Here is a 15,448-nt window from a genome sequence, read left to right as displayed (position 1 = left end):
ACATATAACCATGATCAACTATAATCAGTCTTTTTGAAAATCATTTTTGTTATCGTTTTAAATTATCAATTAAAAATATTACATACTGTTTTTTCAAAATTTTTCAGATTTTTTTCCTGCTGCTTTTGAATATTTTTAATTCATCACTATTAAAATGTGATTTATATCACAAATTTTAAAAATACCCCTCCTTTTGCAACGTGATCTTGATCACGTTTACTGACTTTTTCTAATGAATCCACGCCATGAACGTATCTAAAATAGTGTTAATTCAATGACATCAATCAATAAGGAAGGTAACGAAAATGAGTCGTTCAAACATAAAAGTTAAAGTCCAAAATTTTGGGCGTTTTTTAAGCAATATGGTTATGCCAAATATTGGCGCATTTATCGCATGGGGGTTGATCACCGCTATTTTTTTATACAATGCAAGGGATCCCAGTGCTGGAGGTTGGTTTCCAAATGAACGTGTATCAACATCGTTTATTGGGCCGATGATCACTTATTTACTGCCACTATTAATTGGTTATACCGGCGGTAAACTCATGTATAACGACCGTGGCGCCGTTGTTGGTGCGATTACGACTATTGGCGTAATTGTCGGGTCATCTATACCAATGTTTTTAGGCGCAATGATAGCTGGTCCTTTAGGCGGCTTTATGATCAAGCAATTTGATCGCTTAATAGATGGTAAAGTTAAAAGTGGTTTTGAGATGTTAGTCAATAACTTTTCAGCTGGCATTCTTGGTATGATGCTTGCACTAATTGCTTATTTTGCTATTGGTCCAGCTGTGGCTTGGTTAACCAATATATTGATTATCGCCGTCCAATTTATGGTTGATCATGGATTATTGCCACTCACCTCTATTTTGGTCGAACCGGCTAAAGTTTTGTTCCTCAACAATGCCATTAATCATGGTGTCTTTACCTCATTGGGTGTGACACAAGTAGCAGAAACCGGTAAATCGATTTTCTTTTTAATTGAAGCCAATCCGGGTCCCGGTTTAGGGCTTTTACTGGCCTATATGTTTTTTGGTAAGGGTGCCGCAAAAGGATCGGCTAGTGGTGCTGCGATCATTCATTTTTTTGGCGGAATTCATGAGATTTACTTTCCCTATGTGTTAATGAATCCCCGCTTGATTATTGCCGTTATTATGGGCGGAATGACCGGAATATTCACGTTAACAGTTTTTCATGCAGGTTTAACAGCTCCAGCTTCGCCCGGTTCGATTTTTGCTGTAATGAGTATGGCAAAAGGTTCCTATCTTGGCGTAACGCTTTCGGTCATGGCGGCGACGGCTGTCTCTTTTGTTATGTCAGTGATTTTATTAAAAACAACCAAAACATCGTCTAAAAGTCTTGATGATGCCAAATTAAGTCTCTCAAGCATGAAAGATGAGGCTAAAGGAAGAAAAAATGAAACGTTTGATCTAACTAAAGTCAAAAAAATAATCGTGGCTTGCGATGCAGGCATGGGCTCAAGTGCAATGGGTGCCGGTGTTTTACGCAAGAAGATTGAAAATGCCAACTTGGCAATCAATGTTAGCAATCTAGCCATTAATGATCTGCCCGATGATGTAGATATCGTCATTACGCATCAAGATTTAACGCACCGAGCCAGACAGTATGCCCCCAATGCTTGGCATATTTCGTTAACTAACTTTTTAGATAGTGAGTTATACAGTCAATTAGTCGACCAACTTAACCAGGCATTAGGAATTGAACAAAAGATAACGACAAAAAATGCCCCCCAAACTTCCGATAATTCCCCTCTCTTCCAATTAACCGACAAAAATATTTTTTTAAATTTAACCGCCAAAACAAAAGAAGAAGCAATCCGTTTTGCCGGTCAAAAATTAGTAGAAAATGGCTATGTTGACCCTGCCTACATTGAATCGATGCTAGAACGTGAAAAATTGACTTCAACCTATTTAGGTGAATTTATCGCTGTCCCTCATGGCACTATTGAATCTAAAAACAGTGTAATTAATACAGGTATCGTATTTTGCCAATACCCCTCAGGTGTTCAGTTCGGTGATAACAAAGAGGATTACGCCAAAATTGTTATTGGGATAGCTGCACGTAACAACGAACATTTGGACGTGATTGCAAAGCTGACCAACGCTCTCGATAACCCCAATACCATTACAAAACTCACAACAACTCACAGCGTGAAAGAGGTTTTAGCCTTATTAGGCTAATGCTGTTTTTGTACGCCTTACGTTTAGGTAAGAAAACTCGAACATTATTGAAACTCACAAGATATAAGGTATAAATTATGAAAGCATTACACTTTGGCGCGGGTAATATTGGACGCGGTTTTATTGGTAAATTATTATCTGATGCAGGATTTCACGTCACTTTTGCTGATGTCAATCAGCAAATTATTGATGAATTGGCACATCGTCATCAATATTCGGTCAATGTAGTTGGAGAAGAAGCAAGTACTGAGATAGTCTATCACGTCGATGCCATTAACAGTACATCACCTTACATTTGCCACCACATTGCAACGGTTGATTTAATTACAACCGCTGTTGGTCCACAAGTATTGAATAAGATTGCCCCAATTGTTGCTCAAGGTATTTTGAAAAGATATCAACACGATAATCAAGCGCCGCTAAATATTATTGCCTGTGAAAACATGGTTCGTGGTACCACTCAATTTAAGCAAGCAATCTTTGCACTATTACCTGAAACCTTACATCAATGGGTAGAAACTCATATTGGTTTTGTTGATTCCGCAGTCGATCGCATTGTGCCACCGACCCTATCACCATCAGGTGATATATTAGCCGTAACAGTTGAAACCTTTTCAGAATGGATTGTCGATAAAAAACAATTTATTGGCACTATTCCGAATATAGCCGGTATGGAGCCTGTCGATAATCTTATGGCTTTTGTTGAACGTAAATTATTTACGCTCAATACCGGGCATGCCATTACGGCCTATTTGGGCTTTTACTACAATTTCGCAACTATTCGTGATGCAATATTGAATGATCAAATTCGTTTTATTGTTCGTGGAGCAATGGAAGAAAGTGGGCAAGTATTGATTCATCGCTATAATTTTGATGATCAAAAACACATGGCATATATCGAAAAGATTTTATCCCGTTTTGAAAATCCCTATTTACACGATGATACCGCCAGAGTTGGACGTCAACCCATACGAAAATTAGGAGCAAGTGATCGTCTCATAAAACCGCTACTTGGCACATTTGAATATCAGATTAACAATTGTAATTTATTGATTGGTATTGCTGCTGCCCTTAACTATCGGAATAATGATGATGAACAAGCAGTGCAATTAGCAAAACAGATTGTTAATCATGGAGTGATACCCACTTTTTGTCAAATTTCGGGCATTGATAGTCATAATCCAGTTGTTCAACCAATCGAAGAACTTTATACTGCAATGCAAAATCATCAATTTTTATTAAAAGATGTCGGATAAAAGGCTACAAGAAGATAAAATACTAGAAAAACTCAATCAGCAAACTGATATTCACAGTTTGCTGACTGTCGCCATTAAACTGATCAACAAAAGTGTGAATCGGTTGATTCTCAACATTTTTTGTAAGGAACCCCATGCCATTAAATTTGTGATTCCTTCACTTATTGGTAAAAATGGGCCTTTAAATGATACATCTGTTTGTTTAAAATTGCTTTTTGCTTTGGGCATTTTAAGCCGTGCAGATTATGAAGATATCGAATTACTTATTGCCATTTTAGATGAGCTGGATCTTAGTGATAAACACTATCATTATAGTGATGACGAGATTCTTGGACCGATAAGCTTATTACATGATATGGTGTTACCACAAAATTGGGTGTTACAACAAGATCAAGTTGCCGAACTCGGGATTGTCGATAATTTTAAATCATCCATTTTACAAAATCGTTATCAGCAAATGATCCGTTCAGCACTGATTATTGCGATCACCGATCTTATACTTCGAATTAGTAATAAACCTAAACATAAAGATCATGATTAACTGTCTATTACCGACTTTTTAACGTAAAAATTATTTTAAGTGGGTAAAGTTAGCGGTAATGATCGGCTTTATTTCCTACTCTTTCATTTAGTCGGTATAATGCCACCATTTTATTGTAAATTGGGTTATTCATGAAAACGTTATTTGCCAGCACCTCGCGCGGACTTGAGGAGTTACTTAAGAAAGAGTTAGAAGAGTTAGGCTCGATCAATTGTAAAGTTACTCAAGGTGGTGTCTATTATGATGCCGATGAAACAACGTTATATCAGTCTTTATTATGGTCTCGTTTAGCATCACGCATTCTATTACCGCTTGCTGAATTTGATATATATAGTGATTTGGATCTCTATTCTTGCGTTTTTAATCTAAAATGGACTGATATTTTTGCCGTCGATAATTCATTTGTCATCAATTTTGTCGGGGTAAATGATTTTATCCGTAATAGTCAATATGGTGCATTGAAAATCAAGGATGCAATTGTCGATCATTTTGTCCGACAAACAAATACACGTCCTAATGTTGCAAAACACGATCCCGATATTCGAATTCATGCTTATCTTCATAAAAATCGTGTTACGCTATCCCTTGATTTAAGTGGAGAGAGCCTGCATCAACGTGGTTATCGTCAACAAACAGGTCAAGCACCACTAAAAGAGAGTTTAGCGACAGCAATTATTTTACGATCAGGCTGGCAAATTGATGAACCGCTACTTGACCCTATGTGTGGTTCGGGTACATTGTTAATTGAAGCAGCCATGATTGCAGCTAAAATCCCACCAGGATTTCATCGAAAACAATGGGGCTTTTTAGCATGGAAAGGGTTTAATCCTACACTTTGGAATGATCTGCTATTAAGAGCAAAACAGAATATTTGCCACCCCAAAGGCGTTTTTATTGGTTATGATAATAATGCAATAGTGTTGGAACGTGCACAACAAAATGCACATTATGCAGGCGTGAGCGATTATATTAGTTTTGCCAAACAAGATGTAACTCAATTAATCAATCCACTTTCATCCGAATCATCAGGCATGATTATCAGCAATCCGCCTTACGGTGAGCGTTTAGAAAGTGAACCTGCACTCATTGCCTTACATACTGCGTTAGGTCAACTTATTAAACAACATTTTGGTGGTTGGCGCCTATCACTGTTTAGTGGAGCCCCACAACTATTAGATTGCTTACAAATGCGTGCAGATAAGCAATTTAAGGCAAAAAATGGCCCACTGGATTGTGTGCAAAAAAATTATGTCATCGCCAAACGTGATAACACGCTACCGGTTTCTAATCCTAATTTACCGGCAGCGGATTTTGCGAATCGATTACGTAAAAATAAGCAAAAACTGGAAAAATGGGCTACTCAAGAGCAATTGGAATGTTATCGTCTTTATGATGCTGACCTGCCTGAATATAATGTTGCCATTGACCGTTACAAAGACAAAGTTGTCGTGCAAGAATATGCAGCGCCCAAAAATATTGATCCTCAAAAAACACGGCAACGGCTATTTGATATCATTAATGCGACTATGTCTGTATTAGAATTAACAGCCGATCAACTGATCTTAAAAACTCGGGAAAAGCAAAAAGGTAAACAACAATATCAAAAACTTGCTCAAAAGCAGGATTATTTTTTAGTGCATGAATACCCCATCAATCACCGTAAAACCCAATTTTGGGTAAATGTGACTGATTATTTAGATACAGGCCTATTTTTAGATCATCGCTTGGCACGTAAAATGATAGGTGAAATGAGTGATAATAAAGATTTTCTTAATCTGTTTGCTTACACAGGAACGGCCACCGTTTACGCAGGGTTGGGCAATGCAAAATCAACCACCACCGTGGATATGTCACGTACCTATCTGGAATGGGCAGATCGCAATTTAAAACAAAATGGTTTAACGGGTAAAAAACATCGCTTAATTCAAGCTGATTGTTTGCTCTATCTTGCACAATGCAATGAACAGTTTGATCTCATTTTTATCGATCCCCCGACATTTTCAAATTCTAAACGCATGAATGAGACATTTGATGTTCAACGTGATCATCTTAAGTTAATGAGCGATCTAAAACGATTATTAAGACCAAATGGCGTTATTGTCTTTTCGAATAATAAACGAGGTTTTAAAATGGATGCCCACGGTATGCAAAAATTGGGCTTAACCTTTCAAGAAATCACTAATAAAACACTCTCATTAGACTTTAAACGCAATAAACAGATTCATTGTTGTTTTATTGTCAAACATCTATAATTACAAACCCTCTTACGAGGGTTTGCTTAATCCCTTAGTGTCTGTTTTGCTATTTGCTTAAATTAACTGTTTTTTTAATTTTTTAGCGCACCACTAAAACCGAGGTTTGTGCGCCACGAACAACACCTGACGCATTCGATCCAAGCAGGTGAGTCGTGATATTAGGACGTCTGGATCCTAAAATAATTAAGTCTGGCTTGATTTCGTTTGCTATTGATAAAATTTCGTCACGTGGATTACCAAATGCAATCGAAAAAGATAAATTTTCGCGCGGAAGATTGATGGTATCGAGTAACCGGTGAAATGCTTGTTCTGTTTGCACCGTTGCCTTATCTTTAAATTCATCAAAACCAAATGAATAAGCATTTACTATAGCGGATGCAATAGGTAAAACGTGGAAAAAAATAACGTCTGCATTCGATAATTTGGCTAAACATTCCAAATGTGGAATCACTTTTTTGGTTAGATTATCTTCAAGAATATCAATCGGAACTAGAATTTTTTTATACATAATAAGTACCTCGCAAATAACATCTGATAACATATCTTTTATGTTAAAAAATAGAGTTAGTGAAAATAATCATACTAGTTTTAAATTTATTCGCTAATGTTTTTTCGATAAATAAGCTTGTAGATACTTACTACTGTTTTAACTTGTTTTCGATAAAACTAAATGTTAGGTACTATGGCATCAATCTTGTTCCTAATCGTTAAAATGGTTTACCGTGGTGATCTAAATCAATTTATCGTAAGCAATAAAGTTATCTCAAAAATGTAATTTAGGTGAACGCTGAATCATTGATGATACTTTACGCTTTCAAGCAATGTTTGATAATGTTATTTTTATGATTACTTTATCGGGGAAAAGAGACTAATTGAGATCATCTATTGTCCAGACCAATTCAGCCGATGTTACAATTGATGTAAACAATCACAAAAAGCGTAGAGGTAAACAATTAATAGAAGAAGATCCCCAAAATGTCAATGAATATTAATTTATTACATTATTCGCAACCCCTAAGACTATTGATTATAAGGAGCATATCGGGTTTAATACTCTTCCTTCAGCTTGGATTTTAGAAGATAACTTAACATGAAAATCATATTAGCATCCACATCACTTTCACGAAAAAAAGTACTGGAAAAATTAGCCATTCCATTTGAGTGCGTGGCCCCTATTTGTGACGAAACTCCACTCCCAGGAGAATCTGCAAAACAATTAGTTGAGCGTTTAGCAAAGCTTAAAGCCCAATCATTAGTAGCTCAATACCCAAATAGCTTAATTATTGGTTCTGATCAAGTAGGCGTTTTAGATGATCACATTGTTTGTAAACCCCATACTGTCGAAAACGCCCGTATGCAATTAAGAAATAGCAGTGGTAAAGCGTTTTATTTCTATACTGGTATGACTGTTATCAATACCGTCAATGGACAATCCACCACAATTTGTGAACCTTTTAAAGTTACTTTTCGCCAGTTAACCGATGCTGAAATTGACGCATATATTTTAAAAGAGATGCCATTACAGTGTGCTGGTAGTTTCAAATGTGATGAGCTCGGCATTACTTTATTTGATAAATTAGAGGGTGAGGATATCAATTCGTTAGTGGGTTTACCCTTATTAAAATTGAATAAAATTATGATAACAATGGGATATAATCCGCTTTTGATCTCATAAGTCAGTGTTCACTAAGTAACACACTGACTTATCTTTATTCATCGGTCAATCGACCCGCTGACATTTTCATGATTTTTTGGCTATAACTTGCCACATCATTATCATGAGTGACAATTAATAACGCAGTACCTTGATGATGTATATCGGATAAAAGTTGCATAATATCGGCGGCGCTTTCGTCATCCAAATCACTTGTTGGTTCGTCTGCGATAATGATTTGAGGCTGGCAAATCAGTGAGCGTAAAATTGCAACACGTCGCATTTCACCGCCTGACATATTAGCAGGATAAGCATCTTGCAGATAACTGACCTTCGCCTTTTCAAGTAGGCTTTGTGCATAACTTAAACACTGTTGATTTTGGCGTTTGGTTAAATAAAAAGGTAAGCGAATATTTTCTAATACTGTTAAATTTGGCAATAAACTGCTACCTTGTGGAATGTAACCAATTTGTTGATTACGGAACGCAGACACTTGCTGATCATCCAGCTCAAATAAATTGGTCTTATTAAGTATGATTTTACCTTGAGTTGGCGTAAGTAAACCGGCAATCATGTTAAGTAAAGTTGTCTTACCACTGCCTGATTTCCCCATTATGCAAACAAACTCATCTTTATTCATTGTAAAACTTACGTTATTTACTGCTGAAAAAGCTTGCTTACCTCGTTGATAATCCTTGCGTAAATTTTTAATCTCCAACAACATTACTCACCCTCTCTTAATGTGCGATAAGTATCAAATTTAGTTATGGATAACGCAGAGTAGATACATGAAAATGGCCCTATAATTAAAGTAAGAATAAACACTATTGTGGCATAGATTAATGCATCTAACAGTGAAATGCTCATACATGGCAAACCAATAGACTGGCAAATCAATAAGCTAAACGCATATAACAACACCGCAGCAATGACAATTCCAGCGATAGCGCCTAATGCACTAATAATTAATGATTCACGTAGTAACATGCTGACAATATCACGACGTGAGGCGCCTAAAATACGCAGTAGTCCAATTTCTCGTTTACGCTCATTTAATGTCGAAGAAAAAATGATAAAGATCACCGCAATAGCCAGTATCCAGAAAGTAGCAGACAGACTATACACAATGGTCGAAAAGCTGTTTAAATATTTAGCTATATTGCTTAACATACCTTTAGTCATAACAAAGTCAATATTATAATCTATAGCATATTTGGGCATGATTTGATTGACGACATCTTTAGGTTGAGAATCGGGATCAACCTTGATAAAAATCGACGAGGCATAATTGGCAAAATGATCGACATCACCTTCAATTAATTTTGCTTCTTTCATTAAAGACTGTGCCGCTGACATGGTCATAAATACCGAGGTGTCAAACCCCATACCTGTTGAATCCATTTTTGCTGCCACTTTATAGGGATGATTATAAAACATAATTTCATCCCCAATATTTGATGTGATTTTTGCGCCGACCACGACTTCATTATCGTTTAATGGTTTAGTTAGCTGGGTTTGCAACCAAGGTTTTATAACAAAATCGCTATGTTGATCAAAACCAATTAATTGCACTTTAGAACTGCAACATCCAGCGTTTAGCGAAGCAATAAAAAGTTGCGGTGAAATGGACTGTATTCCTTTAATATTTTTGATTTTTTCCATTAAATCAACTTTCAAATAAAAGCTACTCGGTTCTCCACGCAATAATGCAACTTCAAGATTTTTTTCATAGCCATAAGGGACAATCAGGATATCCGCACCTAGACGATCGGCCATACCCGAAATCCCTAAACTCAGGTTTTTCATTAAGACACTACCACCAAACAACGTCGCCGAAAATAGCATGATAATGATAATTAAACTACAACTACGAAAAGGTCTACGCTGTATATTTCGCCATGCTAAATTAGCAATAGTTATTGGGGTTTCTTGCATGTTTTAAATCCATCTATCTACTATTTTTTAATATTCTTATAATTCACACTCAAATTTTTTTAACGATTTTATTCAAATAGAATACATTAATTAAAGACACCAAAAATAAAACACCAGATAGTAAAACTAAAGCTGGTTTAGCGCCCATATTACAACGCATCATCTCGTTTGAGCATACCCCAATTAAAACAGTCGGAATGGCGATGGCCAAAAGTGAGATACAAGCTAACGCCATACTTAAACCAAGACGAACAAACATTGTCCGACTTAGTAACATTAATGTGCCAATGGCGATAATCAAAGCACCGATACCTAATTCGGCTCGGGCTGTCCAAAAGCACTTCATAATTTTACCAGCTCCTGTATGACTATGTCCGGTATTAGCAACCTGATTATGTATGTCGTTAGCCGTATTTATTAGGGTATCGGGATGTGGACAGACAGGTAAAATATACAACGGAAATAGGATAATCATCAATCCAAGAAACATAATAAATAGTGATAAAATTATTCGATTTTTCATATCATTGAAGCCTTATTAATTATTAATCACACGGGCAACTTTGCCATGCTCTAAAACAACCGTGGTTTGTGCATGTTTTGAAACTTCAACCGAATGTGTTACAACAATAATAGTGCTGCCCTCTTCATGTAGTTGATGAAGTAAGTTCATTACCATTGCTTCATTACTTTCATCTAAATTGCCAGTAGGTTCGTCAGCTAATATTAATTTTGGATAGTTAATTAAGGCTCGAGCGATACATACACGTTGTTGTTCACCACCTGACAACTGGCGAGGTAAATGCTTAGCTCTTGCTGCCAGCCCTACCCGCTCTAATGCTTGCAAAGCTTCGTTTTCGTCAACCATACTATGATAATATTGCGCTACCATCACGTTTTCGAGTGCCGTTAAATAAGAGACTAAATGAAACTGCTGAAATATTAATCCAATTTTATCTCGGCGAATTTCGGTTAATTGTGGTAATGAGAGTTGAGTAATATCCTGACCATCAAGAATTACTGATCCAATTGAAGGTTTATCCATACAACCGATAATGTTCATCAATGTGGTTTTACCACTCCCTGACGGTCCCATTATGGACAACCATTTTCCTTCTTCCACGGCTAAATTCACTTCCGATAATGCATGCAGTGAACCATAAATTTTAGAGACATTATTAACTTCGAGTATATTCATACTTATTTCCTATTCGCCACGTAACACAAGCGCTGGCTCAACTTCAAGCGCACGTTTTACGGGAATTAAACACGCAATGACTGTCACAATAGCTGAAATAACAATTGTTATTGGGATAAGATAAAACTCAATTACAATAGATCGACCAAATACATTAGTACTTATCACCTGTGCAAAAATCAGTCCACACACCACGCCTATCATTCCACCGGTTATGCCTAAGATTAACCCTTCTGCCAAAAACTCTTTAGCGATACTTTTGTTATTTGCACCAATGGCTTTTTTCAGTCCAATTTCTTTTCGACGCTCCATGACAACCGTCATCATAGTCGTCGCAACACAGATCATGGTCAGTATTAGTACCACCAAAGTGACTAAATAAAGTAAGGAAGACAGTTTACCCAATACGGAGGATTCAGATTGTGTTACCCATTTGATTAAATGAGGATCTACCGTTAAAGAGTTTGCTTTTATTTTATCAATATAGTGTTTTAACTCATCTTGTGTAGCTGTAATACTCACTTCTACCACTTCGGCTTTATCGCTATCTTTCAAAAATTTATCTAAATCATGTAAACCAATAAAAATATAACCGTCTTCAGTGCGTCCTGTTTTAACAACACCCGTAATTGTTAACTCTTCGTTATAGCGAGAATTTTGTTTGGTTTTTCCTAAAACCGGCATTGTGCTACCAATGGTTAATTTGGCAAAGTTTGCAATATCGGTTCCGATTAAAATTTCATGGGAACGTTTAGGTAGTTCGCCTTCAATTTTCCAGTAAGGACTTGTTTTAATCACTTGTTCAAAATCCGTACCGACCATAATATAAGGCTGTTGGTTACTGCGAATAGATTCATAACGAAACGGGGTTACGCCAAGTAGTTTTTCTTTGGGTAATAAACTTACCGCTTGTGAGACATCTGCCATTGTCATCATTTGATTATCAGCAGGCAAGAACAACATATTGGCGCCATAGGAGCGAAACTCTTTTCCCATTTGGCGAGGAATATCATAACAAAGTGTTATCATACCAAGTAAAACTGTTGCCCCTATTGCCACACCAAGTAAAGCAATAAGAATACGTGAACGGCGACGAATAAGAGAGCTAAATACTGTTTTGATGATAAAGCGCTGATTTTTATTAATCATGATTTTGACCTTTCAATTACCGTCCATGTAAAACATCAGTTGGGCGTAAAAACATCATAAAACGCAATGCCGGTAAACTTCCCATAAACGTAATAAAACTCACCATAATCAATACCAATGGGATGATGAGCATTTTAGGCTCAATAAAAGAACCAAATACCGTGTGACCAATAATCTGTGCAAAGCCAAGACCGATAAAATAGCCGAAAATTCCGCCTAATAATGCAATAATAAAAATCTCGGTTAATACTAGCATTGCAACAGCTTTATTGGTTGCGCCAAGTGCCTTTAAAAGTCCGATTTCAGTACTCCGCTCAATGACATTAGCAGTCACTAAATTAGAAATAGCAAGTGCTGAACAAATTAACGATAGAACCGTTAATAAAAGCATTAATAACTGCGTTTTTTGTAAAATAGATCCCTCTGATTCGGCGACTTGCATAATGGCTTTTACTCGCACATCTGGCATCAACTCTTCTATTTGATAGGCGATCGAACTGATATATGCTGTACAATACCAAGTATCCCATTCTGCTCTTGATAAGCTATTGGGATCTTGCGCTGCTTTACGAGCCAATTCATTCTCTGGCGTTGTTAATGCACTCACTTCGACCCGTTCAACAAGCCCTTCTTTATTGGCTAAGTGTTGCGCAACAGGGAGAGAAACATACAGTTGAGAATCCTCAATTCCGCCACTATGAAAAATGTTATTTATGGTCAATGTAATCGTATTTTTAGTGTGTGGCGAAATCAGTTCAATAGTATCACCGATTTTTAAATTCCACTGTTTAGCGACTGTCTCGCCAACCATCACTCCTTGCAAGTTATCATCTTGCATGGCGCTTCCTTCAATCGTCCACCATGACTTCATCGCTAACATCCCCGTATCCACTTCATCGCCCGTTGGAATATTAAGATGTTTATTAAACCATGTTCCGACCAGAGTAATTGGTTTATCGTTAAAGGTTGCTTGTGTGGTAAAATATGGGGCAAAATCAACAATATTATATGCCCAGAAAATCATTTTAATTTTGACTAAATCATCTTGCTTGATATATTTAATAGTGGCTTGATTTTCATCATTATCAATTTGATACAGTTCACTGACCAAAGCCGTTCCACGTGGCACAATGTTTAAATTAGCGCCATAGGCTTTAAGTTCTTGATTCACTTTATCACCCACATCAAACATGACATTCAACATGGCGGTTGCTAACGATACTCCTAAAGCAACGGTTAATGCTATCAAAAACAGCTTCTTTTTTTGACGAACTAATACGCTTAGTAACATTGTGCGAAACATATCTTCTTCCTTTGGGAAACCATTTACTTAAAGCGGCTTTTTTCTGCTTCAAGGTGAGCTGTACGAATTACCATGTTTCCGTCAATAATTTCATATTTAAGTGGAACCGGATTACAACCACCTGAAAATCCGATAGTGGCAATATTCATAACGACATCACATAAAATACAAACGACTTGATTGCCACGCTGATAATAACCACTTGCACCACAAATATCACAAGCATCAAAGCCTACTCCATAAGCATTTTCACTCTTCTTGATAACGATAAAACGTACTAGCGTTCCATCGCTTGCTTGAAAACCATACCGATGCAAATTGCCGTCATTGACTTGAGTAAGTGGGATAACAACTAAACCCTCTTTATTTGCTGAAACCGGTTCAGCTGGCGTTAACTCTACCCCTTTTTCAAATATATAACGCGCACGTGTAACGGTATAAGCGGTCATTGCCATGCCAGCCATGAGTAATAACGAGGTTCTTCTATCTGTGCGTAGCTGTGCTTTAAGTTTACGAATCTGAGCCGGATTACTTCCTACTAACGAAGTCGTTTTAGATTTTATATATAAAATAACCGTGAATAACAGCACAATTGCCATAAAAATAAATGTAAATAAATTGACATGTGCCAGAATAAAAATAACTAAATCCATCATCCATTTTTGTGTGGAGATAAGACGTCGGACAATTAAAATTTGAAGTAAATTAATGCTGTTTGCAATCGTGTATATCAGCAAGGATAAAACAGAAATGGTAATAACCCATTTAGTTGATAACCGTTCACATATTCGACACGTAAATTGACCAATTAATACCGCTAATAGCAACGCAAAACCATAACCAATCCATTTAAACAAATAATCATTATTAAAAATCGACTCCATTCCTACATCAAATTGGAAAGGATAAAGCATTAGATTAGGTAAGCACTGTGCCATTATTAATCCAATTGCCAATATGAATAAACCATTAAATATGCGGTTAAAAAATAGCGCCGACGAGCGGACTTGTATAAGTATAATAATTAACAACGGGATAGTAATAACTAACCAACAAATAATGACACCAAGATCATAATATTCACGCACTGCAAATGCCGTGTTACGTTTTAAAATGGTATAAGTTAATGCAACAATTGAGCCTAAAATAAAACCGACAACGATAAATTTTTTGATAGGACGGGGATTGAATTTAGTCAGTAGCGCACAAAGCAACGCTATCATAATTGCGGGAACAAAAGTATTATCAGTAACGTTGATAAGGTATTGAAGCATAATAATTGCCTAGCCATTACAATTTATTATTGACGAGTTTAAATCTCGTCAATAATGGAGTACTTTTTTAAAATTTTCTTATTGTTACAAAACAAAAGTTACCAAGCTCGTGGGATATAATCAAAGTCCCAAGATACTTCAATAGGTTTGCTCCAGAAACGACCTTCTACGCCAGTTTCTTGATCTACATGTAATAAGTAACCTTGTTTTTCTGGATTTTCAATAGTGAAGGTAACTTTATATTTTCCAGCTCCATCAAGTTTAACATTATTACCATAGTGAGGACCGTCAGAAGCATTCATCGGCATGAAATTACCTTCGATTGTTTTATCACTACCTTGTTTTTGAATTTTATATTTTACGGTTAAGTAAGGAACAAAATCACCGACACCATATCCTAAATTATTATCAGCTGTAGCTGAAATGTCAGCTTCAAGGTGCATATCCGATTTTGATGCAGGTAGTCCTCCCATTCCAGCGGGTTCCATATCCACTGGTTGGAAATATACGGCACCGATATGCAAAGGCCCTACCGTCACTTCATCACCAATAGGAAACTCTTCAAACCCTTTTTCTTCACCAGGTGCTGGCGCTGATGCAGCATACGCAAACGAAGATATTGCAAGTATTGACGAAATTCCTGCGGTTAATAATATTTTTTTCATTTCAAACTCCTCTAATT

At 36.7% G+C, this 15,448-nt stretch carries 14 protein-coding genes; 5 read left to right on the top strand and 9 right to left on the bottom strand.

Annotated elements, in window-relative coordinates; genetic code table 11:
• Positions 1–305: 305 nt before the first annotated feature.
• The 4 genes from ACGH46_RS02130 (at position 306) to rlmKL (ending at position 6,250) form a co-directional block, all read left to right on the top strand.
• Positions 306–2,201 (top strand): PTS mannitol transporter subunit IICBA, encoded by a 1,896-nt coding sequence (locus ACGH46_RS02130; RefSeq protein ID WP_411603863.1) that lies wholly within the window; start codon positions 306–308, stop codon positions 2,199–2,201.
• A gap of 77 nt (positions 2,202–2,278) precedes the next feature.
• A complete protein-coding gene (locus ACGH46_RS02125; protein ID WP_411603860.1) occupies positions 2,279–3,457 on the top strand; it encodes a mannitol-1-phosphate 5-dehydrogenase in 1,179 nt (392 codons plus the stop codon).
• Complete coding sequence (locus ACGH46_RS02120; protein ID WP_220215665.1) at positions 3,447–3,998, top strand: MltR family transcriptional regulator; 552 nt, start codon at positions 3,447–3,449, stop codon at positions 3,996–3,998. Before ACGH46_RS02125 ends, ACGH46_RS02120 begins: the two co-directional genes overlap by 11 nt.
• A gap of 131 nt (positions 3,999–4,129) precedes the next feature.
• Entirely contained in the window at positions 4,130–6,250 is a 2,121-nt protein-coding gene (gene rlmKL, locus ACGH46_RS02115; protein WP_411603857.1) for a bifunctional 23S rRNA (guanine(2069)-N(7))-methyltransferase RlmK/23S rRNA (guanine(2445)-N(2))-methyltransferase RlmL, read from the top strand.
• Positions 6,251–6,332: 82 nt separating this feature from the next.
• Here the strand turns inward: rlmKL and ACGH46_RS02110 are convergent, their stop codons facing one another.
• The gene (locus ACGH46_RS02110) at positions 6,333–6,761 is read right to left on the bottom strand and encodes a universal stress protein (protein WP_065559088.1); all 429 of its coding nucleotides are present in this window, start codon (positions 6,759–6,761) and stop codon (positions 6,333–6,335) included.
• Positions 6,762–7,343: 582 nt separating this feature from the next.
• On the opposite strand from ACGH46_RS02110, the gene ACGH46_RS02105 reads away from it, so the two are divergent.
• A complete protein-coding gene (locus tag ACGH46_RS02105) occupies positions 7,344–7,928 on the top strand; it encodes a Maf family protein (protein WP_411603855.1) in 585 nt (194 codons plus the stop codon).
• A 34-nt stretch (positions 7,929–7,962) separates the two neighbouring features.
• Here the strand turns inward: ACGH46_RS02105 and ACGH46_RS02100 are convergent, their stop codons facing one another.
• From ACGH46_RS02100 to ACGH46_RS02065, 8 genes are all read right to left on the bottom strand, one after another.
• Positions 7,963–8,631, bottom strand: a complete 669-nt coding sequence (locus ACGH46_RS02100; RefSeq protein ID WP_411603852.1) for an ABC transporter ATP-binding protein — start codon at positions 8,629–8,631, stop codon at positions 7,963–7,965.
• A complete protein-coding gene (locus ACGH46_RS02095) occupies positions 8,631–9,842 on the bottom strand; it encodes an ABC transporter permease (protein ID WP_411596939.1) in 1,212 nt (403 codons plus the stop codon). Before ACGH46_RS02095 ends, ACGH46_RS02100 begins: the two co-directional genes overlap by 1 nt.
• 49 nt (positions 9,843–9,891) lie before the next feature.
• On the bottom strand, positions 9,892–10,365 hold the full coding sequence (locus ACGH46_RS02090; protein ID WP_267377917.1) for a DUF4418 family protein: 474 nt from the start codon (positions 10,363–10,365) through the stop codon (positions 9,892–9,894).
• Positions 10,366–10,380: 15 nt separating this feature from the next.
• On the bottom strand, positions 10,381–11,040 hold the full coding sequence (locus ACGH46_RS02085) for an ABC transporter ATP-binding protein (protein ID WP_411596940.1): 660 nt from the start codon (positions 11,038–11,040) through the stop codon (positions 10,381–10,383).
• Positions 11,041–11,049: 9 nt separating this feature from the next.
• The gene (locus ACGH46_RS02080) at positions 11,050–12,189 is read right to left on the bottom strand and encodes an ABC transporter permease (RefSeq protein ID WP_411603849.1); all 1,140 of its coding nucleotides are present in this window, start codon (positions 12,187–12,189) and stop codon (positions 11,050–11,052) included.
• Positions 12,190–12,205: 16 nt separating this feature from the next.
• The gene (locus ACGH46_RS02075; RefSeq protein WP_411603847.1) at positions 12,206–13,492 is read right to left on the bottom strand and encodes an ABC transporter permease; all 1,287 of its coding nucleotides are present in this window, start codon (positions 13,490–13,492) and stop codon (positions 12,206–12,208) included.
• Positions 13,493–13,515: 23 nt separating this feature from the next.
• Positions 13,516–14,766 (bottom strand): Fe-S-containing protein, encoded by a 1,251-nt coding sequence (locus tag ACGH46_RS02070; protein ID WP_411603844.1) that lies wholly within the window; start codon positions 14,764–14,766, stop codon positions 13,516–13,518.
• Positions 14,767–14,864: 98 nt separating this feature from the next.
• Positions 14,865–15,431, bottom strand: a complete 567-nt coding sequence (locus ACGH46_RS02065) for an iron transporter (protein ID WP_267351689.1) — start codon at positions 15,429–15,431, stop codon at positions 14,865–14,867.
• Positions 15,432–15,448: the final 17 nt, after the last annotated feature.

This window comes from Gilliamella sp. CG22, from assembly GCF_046635725.1.
GTDB lineage: Bacteria > Pseudomonadota > Gammaproteobacteria > Enterobacterales > Orbaceae > Gilliamella > Gilliamella apicola_I.
The sequence above is the reverse complement of the archived record's forward strand: the minus strand, read 5'-3'. Positions and strand labels throughout refer to the sequence as shown.

Excerpts from the sequence above, each read along its gene's own strand:
- ACGH46_RS02130 (WP_411603863.1), top strand. The coding sequence starts at position 306 with ATGAGTCGTTCAAACATAAAAGTTAAAGTCCAAAATTTTGGGCGTTTT.
- ACGH46_RS02125 (WP_411603860.1), top strand. The coding sequence starts at position 2,279 with ATGAAAGCATTACACTTTGGCGCGGGTAATATTGGACGCGGTTTTATT.
- ACGH46_RS02120 (WP_220215665.1), top strand. The coding sequence starts at position 3,447 with ATGTCGGATAAAAGGCTACAAGAAGATAAAATACTAGAAAAACTCAAT.
- rlmKL (WP_411603857.1), top strand. The coding sequence starts at position 4,130 with ATGAAAACGTTATTTGCCAGCACCTCGCGCGGACTTGAGGAGTTACTT.
- ACGH46_RS02110 (WP_065559088.1), bottom strand. The coding sequence starts at position 6,761 with ATGTATAAAAAAATTCTAGTTCCGATTGATATTCTTGAAGATAATCTA.
- ACGH46_RS02105 (WP_411603855.1), top strand. The coding sequence starts at position 7,344 with ATGAAAATCATATTAGCATCCACATCACTTTCACGAAAAAAAGTACTG.
- ACGH46_RS02100 (WP_411603852.1), bottom strand. The coding sequence starts at position 8,631 with ATGTTGTTGGAGATTAAAAATTTACGCAAGGATTATCAACGAGGTAAG.
- ACGH46_RS02095 (WP_411596939.1), bottom strand. The coding sequence starts at position 9,842 with ATGCAAGAAACCCCAATAACTATTGCTAATTTAGCATGGCGAAATATA.
- ACGH46_RS02090 (WP_267377917.1), bottom strand. The coding sequence starts at position 10,365 with ATGAAAAATCGAATAATTTTATCACTATTTATTATGTTTCTTGGATTG.
- ACGH46_RS02085 (WP_411596940.1), bottom strand. The coding sequence starts at position 11,040 with ATGAATATACTCGAAGTTAATAATGTCTCTAAAATTTATGGTTCACTG.
- ACGH46_RS02080 (WP_411603849.1), bottom strand. The coding sequence starts at position 12,189 with ATGATTAATAAAAATCAGCGCTTTATCATCAAAACAGTATTTAGCTCT.
- ACGH46_RS02075 (WP_411603847.1), bottom strand. The coding sequence starts at position 13,492 with ATGTTTCGCACAATGTTACTAAGCGTATTAGTTCGTCAAAAAAAGAAG.
- ACGH46_RS02070 (WP_411603844.1), bottom strand. The coding sequence starts at position 14,766 with ATGCTTCAATACCTTATCAACGTTACTGATAATACTTTTGTTCCCGCA.
- ACGH46_RS02065 (WP_267351689.1), bottom strand. The coding sequence starts at position 15,431 with ATGAAAAAAATATTATTAACCGCAGGAATTTCGTCAATACTTGCAATA.